Below are 15,043 nucleotides of genomic sequence, written 5' to 3'. Positions count from 1 at the left end.
TCCCTTTTGTTAGAGTCACCGGTTGGCGAAAAGTTCCATCAGGTTCTTATACCATTCGTGCTATCGGCCCACCCCTGCTGGTTTGCTCCGGGCATCAGGCTTTGGCATCTTCTTTGGCACCAGCATTTCCGGTTCTCTAAGGTCGCCTTTGTTGGTAAAAAAGTAGGGACGCTTCTCGCCGATCACGGCAATACCCCGATCCTTCAGCACTTTTCGGGCTTCCTCCGAAGCCAGTGTTTTCTGCTTTAAGGTGCCCGGATTCATCCGTATACCTTCGCTCCTCAGACGCTCTACTTCTTTTTCCAATGCCTGTCGTGTTGTCAGGCTCAGCAGTGACGGGTCATGTTCGTATTGCATCTTTTCCAGCAGCGTCATTCCGGCTGGAAGCTTTACCTGCCCCAGGTCATACCCGCTGTTATGGATACCATAAGTAATCCCTTTGTTCTGATCAGCCTTGCAGGCTTTGTGGTCAGGATCTGAACAGACAATGATTCCGGCCTCCCGGGCTATTTTGCGGCGGACATTGTCGTCAATAAACTGGTTCATTCTCTGCACTGGCTCAGTGGTCCATTCAAAGTTTTCAGAGATCTTTGAGCCATTGTTGCTCAGACCGTAGACTTGGGTGTAGTTTTTTTTGCGCCAATCCTGAAGTTGCCCGGTTACCCGCGCCAGATCAGCCGCACCGTGCATGGCGGCTTCCAGATGGCGTTGGAATTCACTCTTGTTGTCAGGCTCGGAGCTAAACTCCCTGGTCAGCTGCAATGGTAAGTCAAGACGTCTGGCATCAAAACCCCAGATTCGAGTCACCGTTAATCCGGGAAAATCAGCCCCAACCCCGCAACCACGGATAACGTCCATTCGATCCGCAAAGCGTAAGATGCGCAGATACCAACGCACTGACACAGAAAGGTTTTGCTCGTCTTTACCCTTGACATCATTTTCCTTGCTCACCATTGCCTCTTCCATATCATCCAGAAGCTGCTCAGGGAAGCGTCCGGCCAGGTCCCGTTTGAAATAGTTAGCTGAACGTATTTCTTCCACTGATTTGTCGACATCTTCGGCAGCCGCATCATGGTAGATAATCGCCAGCGGCAGAAGTTCTTTTTCTTGTTCTTTCAGGGAACACTGCTGAAATTTCTCCAGCAATTCCATATACCAGTGACCATTATTTCTGGCCCGCAGCACATGACTGCAGCTGTGCTGAGGTTTCCATACGGTTGGCATGTTTTGCATGGCAAGGCTCTGGATCACCCGTTCCGGTCCTGGACGGCGGTAATAATGCTGCAATACCTTCAGGATGGTTTTTTCATTATCGCCGACATTGTCAGGCAGGACTGGCGGTCTGCTGAACGCCTCCACCACAAACTTTAATGCCGTTGGTGTTTCGGCTGCCAATGTTGCCAGGTTGTGAGAATCGTCCAGACCGAGAGATTGTTTCAGATTATCGATGTCCTGCTGAGCCTGTCGGACATGCTTTGGCCAATTCTGGTAGAAAGGATATGTTTCCCGTTGTTCCCATAGTTTTTCAACCCATTCGATATAATCATCCAGAAAAAAATCATCAATAACTTTCTGACCTTCGTCGTAAAAGATCTTCAGGTCGCATTTAAGACTACGCAGAATGTTTTCATCCACTGAAACCTCGTAATGAAACAGGGCCAGTAGGTTGGACTGAATATGTTCGAGGTTTTTAGTCGGTAAGGTGATCAAATAACGCAATACTGCTTTCAGGGATTCCCGCAGGTTCAGTTTGTTTCTTCGGCAGATACGGTCAAATTCAACGACGCTTCCCGGGCAATCGGTCAAGGGTAAACGCTTGAGATGTTGCACGGTCAGGAACTCAAGTGGAGTAGAGGCAGCCACCAGGCAATTGAATATTCTTGCTGGCATTGCTGGTCCCAGGAAAGCTGCCATGACGTCAATATAAAAAGTATACTTCTTCAGCCTCGCTCCGCTCTGCAGAAGCAGCTGAAGTAACCGTAAAGCTTCTTCTTCCTGTTTCCGGGTTTGCTCATGTTCTGGCACATCTTGCCTTTTCATTTCCGAATGCAGCAACATTTCAAGCAACGAATTATCAGAAGATCCGTTATAAATAAAACACTGGTGAATGGGCAATCCAGCCTGTTTTAATTCCAGAAGCTTCTCATAGCTGTAGCGACGAGGATCTGTTACCAACTCGATGGCCTGTTGCAATTTTTGTCTGACATCTGGTGTGATGGTTAATGTCGAACTCAATGCCTTTGCCCGTAAAGACATTGGCAGCAGATTCAACATGGCCCTGAAATGTTTCGGAGATATGCCCTGCGAGAAGGCAAAATCATTAAGAGAAAGCTCATTCATGTACAGCCGTGAACTCTCCAGCTCATCACCAAAATAGACCTGTACAGAACCTGTGCGGTGGCAATAAACCACCAGAGGCAAGGGTCCAAGCTTCAATTCCTCTTCACACCGACGCTTGTCACATAGGATATTGTAAATATTTTTCTGGGCATCGTTGTAAACACAAAAGCATTTGATGTCTTCTTTGCTGTAGTGAGTGAGCAGCAGCTCCGGGAAATCATCATGGGTGTTATAAGGGCCAGATTTCAATTTTGGCAAACTGAACGTCCCGTCTGGCAGCAGATGTCCCGAAGTGAAATAAGGAGGATAAATTTTCCAGAAGACTTGATTGCCACGCTCGAAACGTTTATCGAGCAGTGATTGCAGATCAGGCAGCATTTTTGCCAGCATTTTTTCCGGAGTGACGCCAGGCACTTTCATCATCAGCGATCTGGTCCCTGCATTACGTTTGTAGACATACAGGCATTGTGGATCAACAATGCCTACCATCCATTTGCCATAACCTTCTGGCACAGGCTGGGTGGGCATCATTCTCCCTGGCAGGGCGAGGGTGAAAGGTCTTGGTGTTCTCTTGCCTGAAAAATATTGTGCTTCTTCAAACAAATTAATTCGCCGAAACGCCAGGCGTCCACTCTCAGCGGCCAGCAGTAGCTGTTGTCGCTCAGACTCCCTGGAAGGACCGGGCAGCAGCCTGCTGGTGGATTCGCAGACTGTCCATTGGCCAGAGGCCGTTACCGACTGGGTGTCAGATTTTGATTGCGGGGGAGGATACAGGCTTGCAAAGATCCCTGTTCCCTGAGCAACATCCATGGTAATACTCCTGTAAAATAAATTACTTAGCCATTTTCATGAGGGTGTCGTAAAACTCTCTCCAGCGTGGGAACGAGTTGACTCCTGTCATTTCCGGCTTCATTCTCGTCATTCCCGGCTTCATTCTCGTCATTCCCGGCTTCATTCTCGTCATTCCCGGCTTCATTCTCGTCATTCCCGGCTTCATTCTCGTCATTCCCGGCTTCATTCTCGTCATTCCCGCGAAGGCGGGAATCCAAACTGAATCACCACCGGAACCATACTGCCTGCTGCCCCCCTGGCCTTGTCATCCCCGAGAAGGCAGAGATTCACCGTTGGCGCTGGATTCCCGCCTTCGCGGGAATGACGACCTCAGAGCATGGGAACGAGCTGTTGGAGTTTTGCGGTAGCCTCCCATACGGGGTGCTTACGATATTTGGAGTCACTGGCTGGCGAAAAGTTCCATCAGGTTCTTATACCATTTGTGCTATCGGCATCCCCTGCTGGTTTGCTCCGGGCATCAGGCTTTGGCATCTTCTTCGGCACCAGCATTTCCCATTCTTCCGGCTTGCCCTCGTTGTTGAAGTAGGGACGCTTATCGCTGACCACGGTAATACCCCGGTCTTCCAGCACTGACTGGGCCTTCGGCGAAAGCAGTGTTTCCCGCCTCATGGTGCCCGGATTCATCCGTATCCCTTCCCTTCTGAGCCGCTGCACCTCTTGTTCCAATGCTTGCTGAGTTGCCGGGCTCAGCAGTGACGGATCATGTTCGTATTGCATTTTTTCCAGCAGCGTCATGCCGGCCGGAAGCTCTACCTGCCTCAGGTCATACCAGCTGTTATGGATACCATAAGTAATCCCTTTGTCCTGATCAGCCTTGCAGGCCCGGTGGTCAGCATCTGAACAGACAATGATTCCGGCCTCCCGGGCTATTTTGCGGCGGACATTGTCGTCAATAAACTGGTTCATTCTCTTTACTGGCTCAGTGGTCCATTCGAATTTTTCAGAGATTTTTGAGCCATTGCCAATCAGACCGTAGACTGTGGTGTAATCTTTGTTGCGCTGATCGTTAAGTCGCCCGGTTACCCGCGCCAGATCAGCCGCACCATGCATGGCGGCTTCCAGATGACGTTGGAATTCACTCTTGTTGTCAGGCTCGGAGGTAAACTCTTCAGTCAGCTGCGTTGGTAAGTCAAGAAGTCCAGCGTTAAAACCCCGGGTTGGAGTCATCGTTAATCCGGGAAAATCAGCCCCAACCCCGCAACCACGGATAACGTCGGTGCGATCCGCAAAGCGTAATATGCGCAGATACCAACGCACTGACACAGACAGGTTCTGCTCGTCTTTACCCTGAACATCGTTTTCCTTGCTGATCATTGCCTCGGCCATATCAGCCAGCAGCGCTTCAGGGTAGTATCCGGTCAGGTCCCGTTTGAAATATTCAGCTGAACGTGTTTCTTCAGCTGATTTGTCGACATCTTCGGCAGCCGCATCATGGTAGATAATCGCCAGCGACAGGAGTTCTTTTTCGTCCTTGCGCAAGGAGCATTGCTGAAATTTCTCCAGCAATTCCATATACCAGTGCCCATTATTCCTGGCCCGCAGGACATGGCTGCAACTGTGCAGTGGTTTCCACAGGGTTGGCAAGGTTGGTTTGCGAAGGCTCCTGATCACCCGTTCCGGTCCCGGACGGCGGTAGTAATGCTGCAATACCTTCAGGATGGTTTTTTCATTATCGCCGACAAGATCAGGCAAGACCGGCGCTGTGCTGAACGCATCCTCAATAAACTTTAATGCCGATGGTGGTTCGTCTGCCAATGGCCCGGATGGGCCAGAGTCGTTCAGGCTGAGAGATTTTTTCAGATCCTTGATCTCCTTCTCAGCCTGCTCCAGATGTTCTGGCCAATTCAGGAATAAAGGATAGGTGTTCCTTTCGTCCCAGAGTTTTTTAACCCACGGGATAAAATCAGCCACAGTAAAATTATCAGCAATCTTCTTAGTGCGATGGCAATAATAGTCCAGAAATACTACAAGAGAATCCAGATTCACTTCGTCCAGGCAAGCGCCGTAATGAAAGAGGGCCAGCAAGTGGGATTTGATCATGTCGAGGGGTGGAGGTTCAAAACTCACATCCAATACCTTTATCATACGTTGCTGTATTTGTTCTTGACTGAGCCCCTGACAAATTCGGTTAAATTCAACGACGTTCCCTGGGCAACCGATTAAAGGTATTCTCTCGAGATGTTTCAGGGTCAGAAAATCAAATGGGTCAAAGGCAGCCACGATATAATTCATTGCACTCGCTGGTATTACCTGAGATGTGCAATCTTTCATGCTTTTAATGTAGGGGATGGCGCTCTCCAGCCTTGCTCCACTTTGCAGAAGCAGTTGCAGTAAGCGACAGGCTTCTTTTTCATGTTCCCGGGTTTGCTCATGCTCTGGCTCACCGTTTCTGCCCATTTCGGTAAGCAGCAACAGATCAAGCAAAGATACATACTCGCCTCCATAAATAAAATGCTTGTGAATGGGTAAGCCACTTTGTTTTAGTTCCAGAAGCTTCTCATAACTGTATGAACAGGGATCAGTCAGTAATTCGATGGCCTGTTCCAATTTGTCCTTAAGACCAGGTGAAAAGGTTAATTTCGAACCCAGTGTCTTTGCCCGCAAAGACATTGGCAGCAGATTCAACAGGGCTCTGAAAGTGTCTGGGAATAACTTGTGAAAGATCGCAAAATCTTTCAGTGAGCGCTCATTCTCGGCCAGGAGCATATTGTCCAGCTCATCTTCAAAATAGACCTGAACAGAACCTGTGCGGTGGCAATAAACAACCAGAGGCAAGGGGTCAAGCTCCAATTCCTCTTCACACTCGCGCTTGTCCCGGAGGATATCGGAAATATTTTTCTGTGCATCGTTATAAACACAGAAGCATTTGATGTCTTCTCTTCTGTAGTGGGTGAGCACCAGTTCCGGGAAATCCTTTGAGCGGGTACATTGGCCCGGTTTGAATTTTGGCAAAGTGAACGTTCCATCTGCTTGCAGATGTCCCGAGGTGAAACGGGGATAAACTCTCCAGATGACTTGTTCGCCACGCTCAAAACGTCTATCAAGGGCAGATTGTAGATCAGGCAGTAGTTTTACCTGCAGTCCTTCCGGAGTAAAGCCAGGCTCCAGCAGCCTGCTGGTCCATGCGTTACGTTTATAGACATACAGGCATTGTGGATCAACAATGCCAACCATCCATTCGCCATGATTTTCTGACACGCGCTGGGTGGGCATCATTGCCCCCGGCAGGGCGAGGGTGCAGGGCCTTGGTGCTCTCTTGCCAGAAAGGTATTCTTCTTCTTTAAATATATCAATTCGCCGAAGTCCCAGACGTCCGCTCTCAGCGGCCAGCAGTAGCTCTTGTCGCTCAGACTCCCTGGCAGGACTGGGCAGCAGCTTGCTGGTTGACTTGCAGACTTTCCACTGGCCAGAGGCTGTTGCTGACTGGGTGTCAAAATCTGATTCAAAATCTGATTCTGACTGGGTGTCAAAATCGGGTTGATGTTGATAGCTTAGGTGCGAACAGCTTCTCACTCCCTGAGTTACATTCATGGTTATAGCCCTTTAAAAGTTATTATTTACCCACTTCCCTGTAGGTGAGTCCTGAGTCTTAGAGTCACTAGCTGGTAATAAAGTTCCGTTCCCACTGTCTGAGGATGTCAATTATTTAATTTAAAGCCAGGCAGCGCCCCTGACACCCGATGAATCACCGTGTTTGGCGGGTGCGATCCGGGTATTCAGCTGATCGGAGAAAACATACTTTGCGACAGCTCCCGGAAGTTCGGTATACAGTGCCTCGATATTCGACATGCCGCCACCGAGGACAATGACCTCCGGATCAAAAATGTTGATGACGCCGGCAAGCGCACGGGCCAATGCATCCACATAATGATTGAAATGCTCAATAGCCGGTTGATCAGCATTTTGAACTCTTGCCATCACTGATTTTGCATCAGGAATTTCACGGGCGCTGAAGCCATGGGCTTCACGGAAACGTTTGGCCATTCCTGTGCCGGATACAAAGGTTTCAATACAGTTCTTGCGGCCGCAGTAGCAGTTCTGGTCCGGACCGTCGGTGTGGTTATGGTAATAGGGCAGAGGATTGTGGCCCCACTCTCCGGCAATGGCGTTGGGTCCCTGAACAAGCTGGCCGTTATACACCAGTCCGCCACCACAGCCTGTCCCGATAATGACGCCAAAACAGCTTCTGGCGCCCGCTGCCGCCCCATCGGTTGCTTCTGACAGGGCAAAGGAGTCGGCATCGTTGGCCAGCTTCACGGCTCTACCCAATCGCTGCTCAAGGTCTTCCGCAACAGTCTGATCGATCAGGTAGAGGGTGTTGGCATTTTTCATGCGACCTGTATCAGGACTGACAGCGCCCGGCAGGCAGAGACCGATATGGCTGGCAGGTCCATACTGTCTTTCAGTGACGCGGATTAATACCTGAATGCTATCGAGAAAGTCAGGGTAATTATTTGGGGTAGCTTGTCGCTCCCGATGAATCATTTCCCCGCTATCGGAAAGCACCACAATCTCTGTTTTGGTGCCACCCACATCAATGCCAAATCGCACAGAATTACCTCGTTTATGGATCGGTTGGCTTGGCATCTGAGTTTAAACGAATAACTGAAGGTATCATTATTAAAAAATCTTTGTCGTATAAATGTTGAAATCGTACACAGGGCGTAATGTCTTTTCATCGTCCGACTGAGCAGGAATTAATGACAACTAAACCGAAATGACCTGAAATCAGAATTATAATTATCCACAGGTCATGCCATCACGTTTGGTTAAGTAAACAGCCCTGATTGTAGGCAACGATTGAATGCCTCTCATGGCCAAAAGTTTTTCATGGTTGATAGTGCAGGTGGAAAAACATGAGTGCAAACAAGGCTGGGCAAAATGATGCAATGCCCGTTTTGGGCAGTGAAGAGATTGCCCGGCGGGTGGTCGAACATCTTCAACAATCACTGGGTGTTGAGTCTGAAGAGTCCGGGCCCGCAGAGTATTGGGAAGCCCTGAGCCTGGTGGTTCGTGAGATGGGTCTGCAACGTATCCGCGCAACACGCAAGAGAGAGCGTGAAGGCAAAGCCCGGCGCATTTATTACCTGTCGCTGGAATTCCTGATTGGCCGCCTTTTGGGTAACAATCTTCACAATCTGGGAATCTTCAGGCAGACAGAACAAGCCATGGCCAGCCTGGGAATATCTCTGGTTGATATTCTTGAGTATGAGTCTGATCCGTCACTGGGCAATGGCGGTCTGGGAAGACTGGCTGCCTGCTTTCTGGATTCCATGACCACCCTTGATATGCCTGCCATGGGTTACGGCATTAACTATCGATTTGGTCTCTTTCGTCAGAGCTTTGCCGGAGGCAAACAGGTGGAAACGCCTGACGCCTGGCGTGAGGAGAGTTTCCCATGGGGTATTGAGAGAGCCAAGCGCAAGCAGCGCGTCAAACTCTATGGCACCGTGAGAGAACATGCTGGTAAAGCGGTCTGGGAAGATACTCAGGAAATTTTAGGTATGCCCTGGGATGTGCCTGTCACCGGTTATGGCACAGAGACTGTTAACACTCTGCGTCTTTGGGAAAGTCGTGCCGCTCAGGGTTTTGATCTGAACAGCTTTGATGCTGGCCGCTATGAGGATTCCCGTTCACAGGAAATCAGCGCCGAAAACATCAGTCAGGTGCTCTATCCCAACGATAATCATCCTGCGGGAAAAGAGCTGCGCTTCATTCAGCAGTACTTCTTCGTCGCCTGTTCACTGGCTGATCTGATCCAACGTTACAAGCGTGAAAACAGTGAAAGCCTGGAACCTATTGCCGACAAGGTCGCCATTCAGCTGAACGATACCCATCCTGCCATCGCTGTGGCTGAATTCATGCGCTTCCTCATGGATGAGGAAGGTTTTGCATTTAACAGGGCGCTGGAAATCACTCGTGAGGTGTTTACCTACACTAACCACACTTTGTTGCCAGAAGCGCTGGAAAAGTGGCCTCAGAGTTTGATTATCAGAGTACTGCCCCGCCATATGCAGATCATTCATATGATTAACTACCACTTTCTGCATTCTGAAGTAGAGGCAGTCTGGCCGGGCGATGACGCTATGAAACGTCGCCTGTCCATTATCGAAGAGCCGGATCGTCCGGGGGATGATCAGATGGTTCGTATGGCATTCCTGTCGGTTGTTGGTAGCCACAAAGTCAACGGAGTGGCTGCCCTGCACTCAAGACTGGTTCAGGAAAAACTGTTCCCCGAATTTCATAAAATGTGGCCTGATAAAATTGTCAATGTGACCAATGGTGTTACTCCAAGGCGCTGGCTGGACTATTGCAATCCGGCATTGGCAGTCCTGATCGACGAGACTGTTGGAAGCGACTGGCGAAAAGACCTTTACAAACTTGATGCTTTGAAGGCTCATGCCGATGATCCGGCATTCCAGAAACGCTTTGCGGCTATCAAACATGACAATAAAAAGCATCTGGCAGCAGTTATCAGGGAACTCTGTGATGTTGATGTAAGCCCTGATGCCATTTTTGACGTCCAGATCAAACGTCTCCACGAATACAAGCGTCAGCAAATGAACCTGCTTCACATCATGGCGCTGTATCGTCGACTTCTGGATAACCCGGATCTGGATGTACCCCGGCGGGTCTTTATTTTTGGTGCCAAGGCAGCGCCTGGCTACAAAGTGGCCAAAACCATTGTTCATGCCATCAACCGGGTGGCTGAACGAGTGAATAATGATCGTCGTATCAAAGATAAGCTGAAGGTGGCTTTCCTGCCTAATTATCGAGTCAGTCTGGCGGAAAAAATTATCCCTGCTGCGGATGTTTCCGAGCAGATCTCTACGGCCGGATTTGAAGCGTCCGGTACGGGCAACATGAAGTTTGCTCTCAACGGTGCCTTGACCGTGGGTACTCTTGATGGCGCCAACGTCGAGATTGCCGAAGAGGTAGGCGACGATAATATCTTTATTTTTGGTCTGACGGTTGAACAGGTGTCAGAGCTTCGTCACCGTGGCTATAACCCCCGGGATGTCTACAACCGTTGTGAAGAGCTGCGCAGTGTCATTGACTGGCTGGATTCCGGAGATCTTTCTCCCGAAGAGCCGGATGCCTTCCGGCCTCTGGTTGAAGCCCTGCTGAACAAGGGAGACTACTTCCTGACACTGGCGGATTATCAGGCCTACAGTGATGCCCATGATCGCATTGTTGAAACCTGGAAAAAGCCGGAACTCTGGTGGAGAAAGGCCATCATCAACTCGGCCTCAATGGGCAAGTTTTCATCCGACCGGTCTATTCAGGATTACAGCAAGATCATCTGGAATATGGCCTGAGCTGAAAGCAGCGAGTCACTCCTGAATGAGCCACTTCTTATAGTGATTCGCTGCTTTAGAGCATTTTTTTCAGGAGCCTGTCGATTTTTGAGTGGGCTCCTATAATACCTCAGACTGAATAAACAGAAGCCGTTCCCTGTATGCCTGATTCTGTCGAAGCGCTGGTCGGTCAACTGCTGAATTGTCACTGTGCCGAGCCGTTTAATATTCTGGGGTTTCATGAGCGTCCTGAAGGCGGCGGCCTGTTGCTTAGGGTCTGGAGGCCAGATGCCAGTGCTGTCAGTGTCATCGCCTTTACTTCCGGTGAAGCCATAGGTGAAATGGTTCAGATCGCTCCGGGATTGTTCGAGCTGGTACCGCCAGAATGCTGTTCTGTTTTTCTGTATCAACTGGTGATCACAAATAAAGATCATCAGTCGTATACATTAATGGACCCCTACCAGTTTCAGTCTTACACCCTGAGTCATGTTCACCGTGAGCCTTATCGAAACTATCGTTATATGGGCGCGCACCTGGTTTCGTTGCACCCTGAGGAGAAAGTTTCCATAGAAGGGGTGATCTTCAGGGTCTACGCACCCCATGCGAGAAGCGTCAGTCTGGTGGGCAGTTTTAATGGCTGGGACGGCAGAGTTCACCCCATGGCCAGCTCGGACGACGGGGTCTGGTGTCTCTTTCTCCCGAATGTGAAGGCGGGTGATCTCTACAAATATGAAATTCGCAGCCAGCAGGGGGATTTACTGCCTCACAAGGCCGATCCCTATGGCTACTATGCCGAGCAGCCACCCGGTAATGCTTCCATTGTTTACGATCACCTGAACTATGAGTGGGAAGACTGTCACTGGAAGCATCACTCCTGTCTGGACAGGCCGGTCAGTATCTATGAAGTACACCTGGGGTCCTGGCGCCAGGAACAGGGTAAAAGCCTCACTTACAAGGCGCTGGCCGAACAGTTAATCCCTTATGTTGTCGAGATGGGGTTTACTCATATTGAACTGATGCCCCTTATGGAACATCCATTTACAGGCTCCTGGGGCTATCAACCGGTGGGACTGTTCGCTCCTACCAGCCGCTTTGGCAATCCGGATGATTTTAAAGCCTTTATTGATGCCTGCCATCAGTCTGGTATTGGTGTCATTCTGGACTGGGTACCTGCTCATTTTCCCTCCGACCCCCACGGTCTGGGTCATTTTGATGGAACAGCCCTGTATGAATATGCTGATCCCAAAAGAGGTTGGCATCCCGACTGGCAATCTCATATCTACGACTATGGAAAACCGGAGGTAAAGGATTTTTTGATCAGCAATGCCATGTACTGGCTGGATCGTTTTCATCTGGATGGTGTGCGGGTGGATGCGGTGGCTTCTATGCTCTACCTCGACTATTCCAGAAGCGAAGGGGAGTGGGAGCCTAATTGCATGGGTGGAAACGAGCATATTGAAGCGGTGCAGTTCCTGAAGGAATTGAACGAAACACTCTATCTGCACTACCCGGATCAGATATCGATTGCCGAAGAATCTACCAGTTGGCCCAAGGTTTCCATGCCTACCTACGACGGGGGGCTGGGCTTTGGCTACAAATGGAATATGGGGTGGATGCACGACACCCTCGGCTATATGGCCCGTGACCCCATTTATCGATACCATCATCATTGGGAAATGATGCAGAGCATGACCTACCACTACAGCGAACATTTTATTCTGGCGCTGTCTCATGATGAAGTGGTGCATGGTAAGGGCAGTCTGCTGGGAAAAATGCCGGGAGATGAGTGGCAAAAATACGCTAACTTACGTGCCTGTCTGGGCTTTATGTTCGGGCATCCCGGTAAGAAGTTGCTGTTTATGGGTTCTGAGATCGGTAGTACCCGGGAGTGGGATCATGATGGCCAGCTGGATTGGGCATTGCTCAATAAAAACCATTACAGTCAGGGGCTCAGTCTTCTGGTTAAAACATTAAATCACCTGTATAAGTCTTATCCTGTGCTGTATAAGTCCGATTATGACCAGAATGGGTTTGCCTGGGTGGTGGCTGACGATCAGCAGCAGAGTGTATTTGTATTTATTCGAAAAAGCTTTTCAGGTTCTCCGGTTATAGTCGTGGCCAATATGACACCGGAAGTAAGGAAAGATTACAGGATTGGAGTACCCATCGAGGGTGTCTGGAAAGAAATATTGAATTCCGATGCACAGAGCTTTGGTGGCAGTGGCGTTGCTAACAGCAAGGTACTTTATACCGAGCATTTTCACACCCACAGTTATGATCACTCTCTTTTGGTCACACTACCTCCTTTGTCGACCCTGTTTCTTGCTCCGGATTCTCGCGCTCTTCCCATTTCACAGGACCATAACTTTTAACGACAACAGCCGTGAGTGAAAAAAACGATTGTGATGACAGATATTTCTGTTTCTGCGGGGTGTCCCGAGCTGCAAGGGGCAACAAGGGTAAATGATGATTTCCTGCCAACAGCTGACCATGAAGCAACAGGTGTTAACTTTGCCGTCTATGCCCCTGATGCCAGTCAACTCTACCTTTGCCTGTTCAGCCAGAATGATGAGGAAGAAAGGCTGGCAATGATGCCTTCTGATCAGGGGGTGTGGCATCTTTTGGTAAAAGGTATTGAGGTCGGTCAGCGTTATGGCTTTCGTGCCGAAGGAGCCTGGTCGCCTTCTATTTCTCCCCGGTTTAACAATCACAAACTATTGATGGACCCTTATAGCCGCGAAGTGCGGGGAAAGGTCCAGTGGTCAGAAGCGTTATTTGACTACCAGTGGCATACCCCCTCTGAAGACAATACTTACAGGGTAAAGCGTTTTTCATCGGCAAACAGTGCTGAACAGTGGCTCAAGAGTGAGCTGGACAGTGCCGCCTTGATGCCACGAAGTGTTGTGAGAGAACAGACTTTCGACTGGCAGTCCGTTCAGAAGCCCGCTATTTCCAGAGCCGACAGTATCGTTTATGAACTGCATGTGAAAGGGTTTACACAGCAGCATCCGGACGTACCGGAAGCATTGAGAGGCACTTATCTGGGGCTATGCCATCCCAGTGTGATTGACTACCTCAAAAGGTTGGGAGTCAACGCAATTGAGTTGCTTCCGGTGACCTCTATGGTCAATGAAGAACGCCTTGAAAATATGGGACTCAGGAATTACTGGGGATATAACCCTCTCTGTATGATGGCTCCGGAACCTTCACTGGCGATCAAGGACCCGGTCACTGAAATGAAGACTATGATTCGTGAGCTGCACAGGGCGGGTATCGAGGTTATTATGGATGTGGTTTACAACCACACCTGTGAATCAGGTTATGGGGGGCCCAGCTTGAGTATGCGTGGCCTGGCAGAACGTGATTACTATCTGATGGACAATCATAATGGTCGTCTGTCTGCCGTCAACTATACGGGTTGTGGCAACACTCTGAATTTTGACAGTCCCCAGACCCTGAAGCTGACCATGGATGCGTTGCGTCTTTGGGCAGAAGAATATCAGGTTGATGGTTTCCGCTTTGACCTGGCTCCTGCACTTGCCAGACAGCATCGAGCGTTCCGCTTTGACAGCGCCTTTTTCCGCGCTGTACATCAAGACCCGGTTATTTCCCGCACTAAATTAATTGCAGAACCCTGGGATATTGGCCCCGAAGGTTATCGACTGTCCGGATTCCCACAGGCGTGGCAGGAGTGGAGTGATCGTTTCAGGGACAGTACACGAGCTTATTGGCGTGGCGATGGGGGAAGGCTGGCAGAGATGGGCTGGCGGATAACCGGTTCTGAAGATGTATTTGGTAAACGTCGTCCATTAGCCAGTATCAACTACATTTGCAGCCACGATGGCTTTACCCTCAACGACCTCTGTTCCTTCGAGGAGCGTCATAACCATGCCAATGGCGAGGAGAACAGGGATGGTGACCAGCACAACTTTTCGCGGAATTATGGCGTAGAGGGAGAAACGGAAGATCACTATATCAAAGCGAGAAGGTTGAGGGCTCGAAAAAACATGCTGGCAACACTGATGCTTTCCCGGGGAACGCCAATGTTGATGGCCGGAGATGAGTTCGGTAACAGCCAGCAGGGTAATAATAATGCCTACTGTCAGGACTCACCCTTATCCTGGCTGGACTGGAGCTGGATGCAGGACAGTGAAGATGATGGTGCTGTTTTACAGTCATTTGTCCGGCAGCTGATATCCTTTCGAAAGACTCACCCCCTGTTGGGTGGTGCCGGTGGTCGTAAAGCTACGGCTTGGTATTCGCCGGATGGCAGTAAGCTGACGGAAGCACAACTGGGAGAACTGGGTGGGGGTTGTCTCTGTATCAAGCTGAGTTCAGTGGTCACCTCTGAGGATGAAAAAAACCTCTACATTTTGATCAATAATGAAGCGCAGTCCAGAAAAGTGACTTTGCCTCAGGTCGAACCCCATAAGTACTGGACCCGCCTTTTGGATACTGGTTCGGAATCACCTTTTTCCAGGGAAGCCTTGCTTACCCGGGGCTGGGTTGAGATGGAAGCAAATTCACTGGTGGTTATTGAAGAGCGACGGTGA

7 protein-coding genes are annotated in these 15,043 nt (G+C 49.8%); 4 read left to right on the top strand and 3 right to left on the bottom strand.

From position 1 onward, the window contains the following. Nucleotides 1–60 precede the first annotated feature (60 nt). Entirely contained in the window at nucleotides 61–3,150 is a 3,090-nt protein-coding gene (locus tag ACOJUO_RS02100) for a hypothetical protein (RefSeq protein ID WP_422138776.1), read from the bottom strand. A gap of 77 nt (nucleotides 3,151–3,227) precedes the next feature. Here ACOJUO_RS02100 and ACOJUO_RS02095 point away from each other — a divergent pair, with 77 nt between their 5' ends. After that, nucleotides 3,228–3,539, top strand: a complete 312-nt coding sequence (locus tag ACOJUO_RS02095; protein ID WP_422138775.1) for a hypothetical protein — start codon at nucleotides 3,228–3,230, stop codon at nucleotides 3,537–3,539. 55 nt (nucleotides 3,540–3,594) lie between these two features. On the opposite strand, the gene ACOJUO_RS02090 is transcribed toward ACOJUO_RS02095, so the two are convergent. After that, nucleotides 3,595–6,723 (bottom strand): hypothetical protein, encoded by a 3,129-nt coding sequence (locus tag ACOJUO_RS02090; RefSeq protein ID WP_422138774.1) that lies wholly within the window; start codon nucleotides 6,721–6,723, stop codon nucleotides 3,595–3,597. Nucleotides 6,724–6,843: 120 nt separating this feature from the next. Continuing rightward, nucleotides 6,844–7,743 (bottom strand): ROK family protein, encoded by a 900-nt coding sequence (locus ACOJUO_RS02085; protein WP_422135094.1) that lies wholly within the window; start codon nucleotides 7,741–7,743, stop codon nucleotides 6,844–6,846. Nucleotides 7,744–8,048: 305 nt separating this feature from the next. Between ACOJUO_RS02085 and ACOJUO_RS02080 the strand changes: the two genes are divergently transcribed. The 3 genes from ACOJUO_RS02080 (at nucleotide 8,049) to glgX (ending at nucleotide 15,043) form a co-directional block, all read left to right on the top strand. Continuing rightward, nucleotides 8,049–10,511, top strand: coding sequence for a glycogen/starch/alpha-glucan phosphorylase (locus tag ACOJUO_RS02080; protein ID WP_422138773.1), 2,463 nt, complete (start codon nucleotides 8,049–8,051; stop codon nucleotides 10,509–10,511). Nucleotides 10,512–10,651: 140 nt separating this feature from the next. After that, a complete protein-coding gene (gene glgB, locus ACOJUO_RS02075; RefSeq protein WP_422138772.1) occupies nucleotides 10,652–12,862 on the top strand; it encodes a 1,4-alpha-glucan branching protein GlgB in 2,211 nt (736 codons plus the stop codon). A 15-nt stretch (nucleotides 12,863–12,877) separates the two neighbouring features. Further along, a complete protein-coding gene (gene glgX / locus ACOJUO_RS02070) occupies nucleotides 12,878–15,043 on the top strand; it encodes a glycogen debranching protein GlgX (RefSeq protein ID WP_422138771.1) in 2,166 nt (721 codons plus the stop codon).

It is taken from the genome of Endozoicomonas sp. ALC020, assembly GCF_049275935.1.
Lineage (GTDB): Bacteria > Pseudomonadota > Gammaproteobacteria > Pseudomonadales > Endozoicomonadaceae > Endozoicomonas_A.
This window is presented reverse-complemented; position numbering and strand designations above follow the sequence as displayed.

Coding starts and splice junctions, on each gene's coding strand:
- glgB (WP_422138772.1), top strand. CDS start 10,652: ATGCCTGATTCTGTCGAAGCGCTGGTCGGTCAACTGCTGAATTGTCAC.
- ACOJUO_RS02090 (WP_422138774.1), bottom strand. CDS start 6,723: ATGAATGTAACTCAGGGAGTGAGAAGCTGTTCGCACCTAAGCTATCAA.
- ACOJUO_RS02080 (WP_422138773.1), top strand. CDS start 8,049: ATGAGTGCAAACAAGGCTGGGCAAAATGATGCAATGCCCGTTTTGGGC.
- ACOJUO_RS02100 (WP_422138776.1), bottom strand. CDS start 3,150: ATGGATGTTGCTCAGGGAACAGGGATCTTTGCAAGCCTGTATCCTCCC.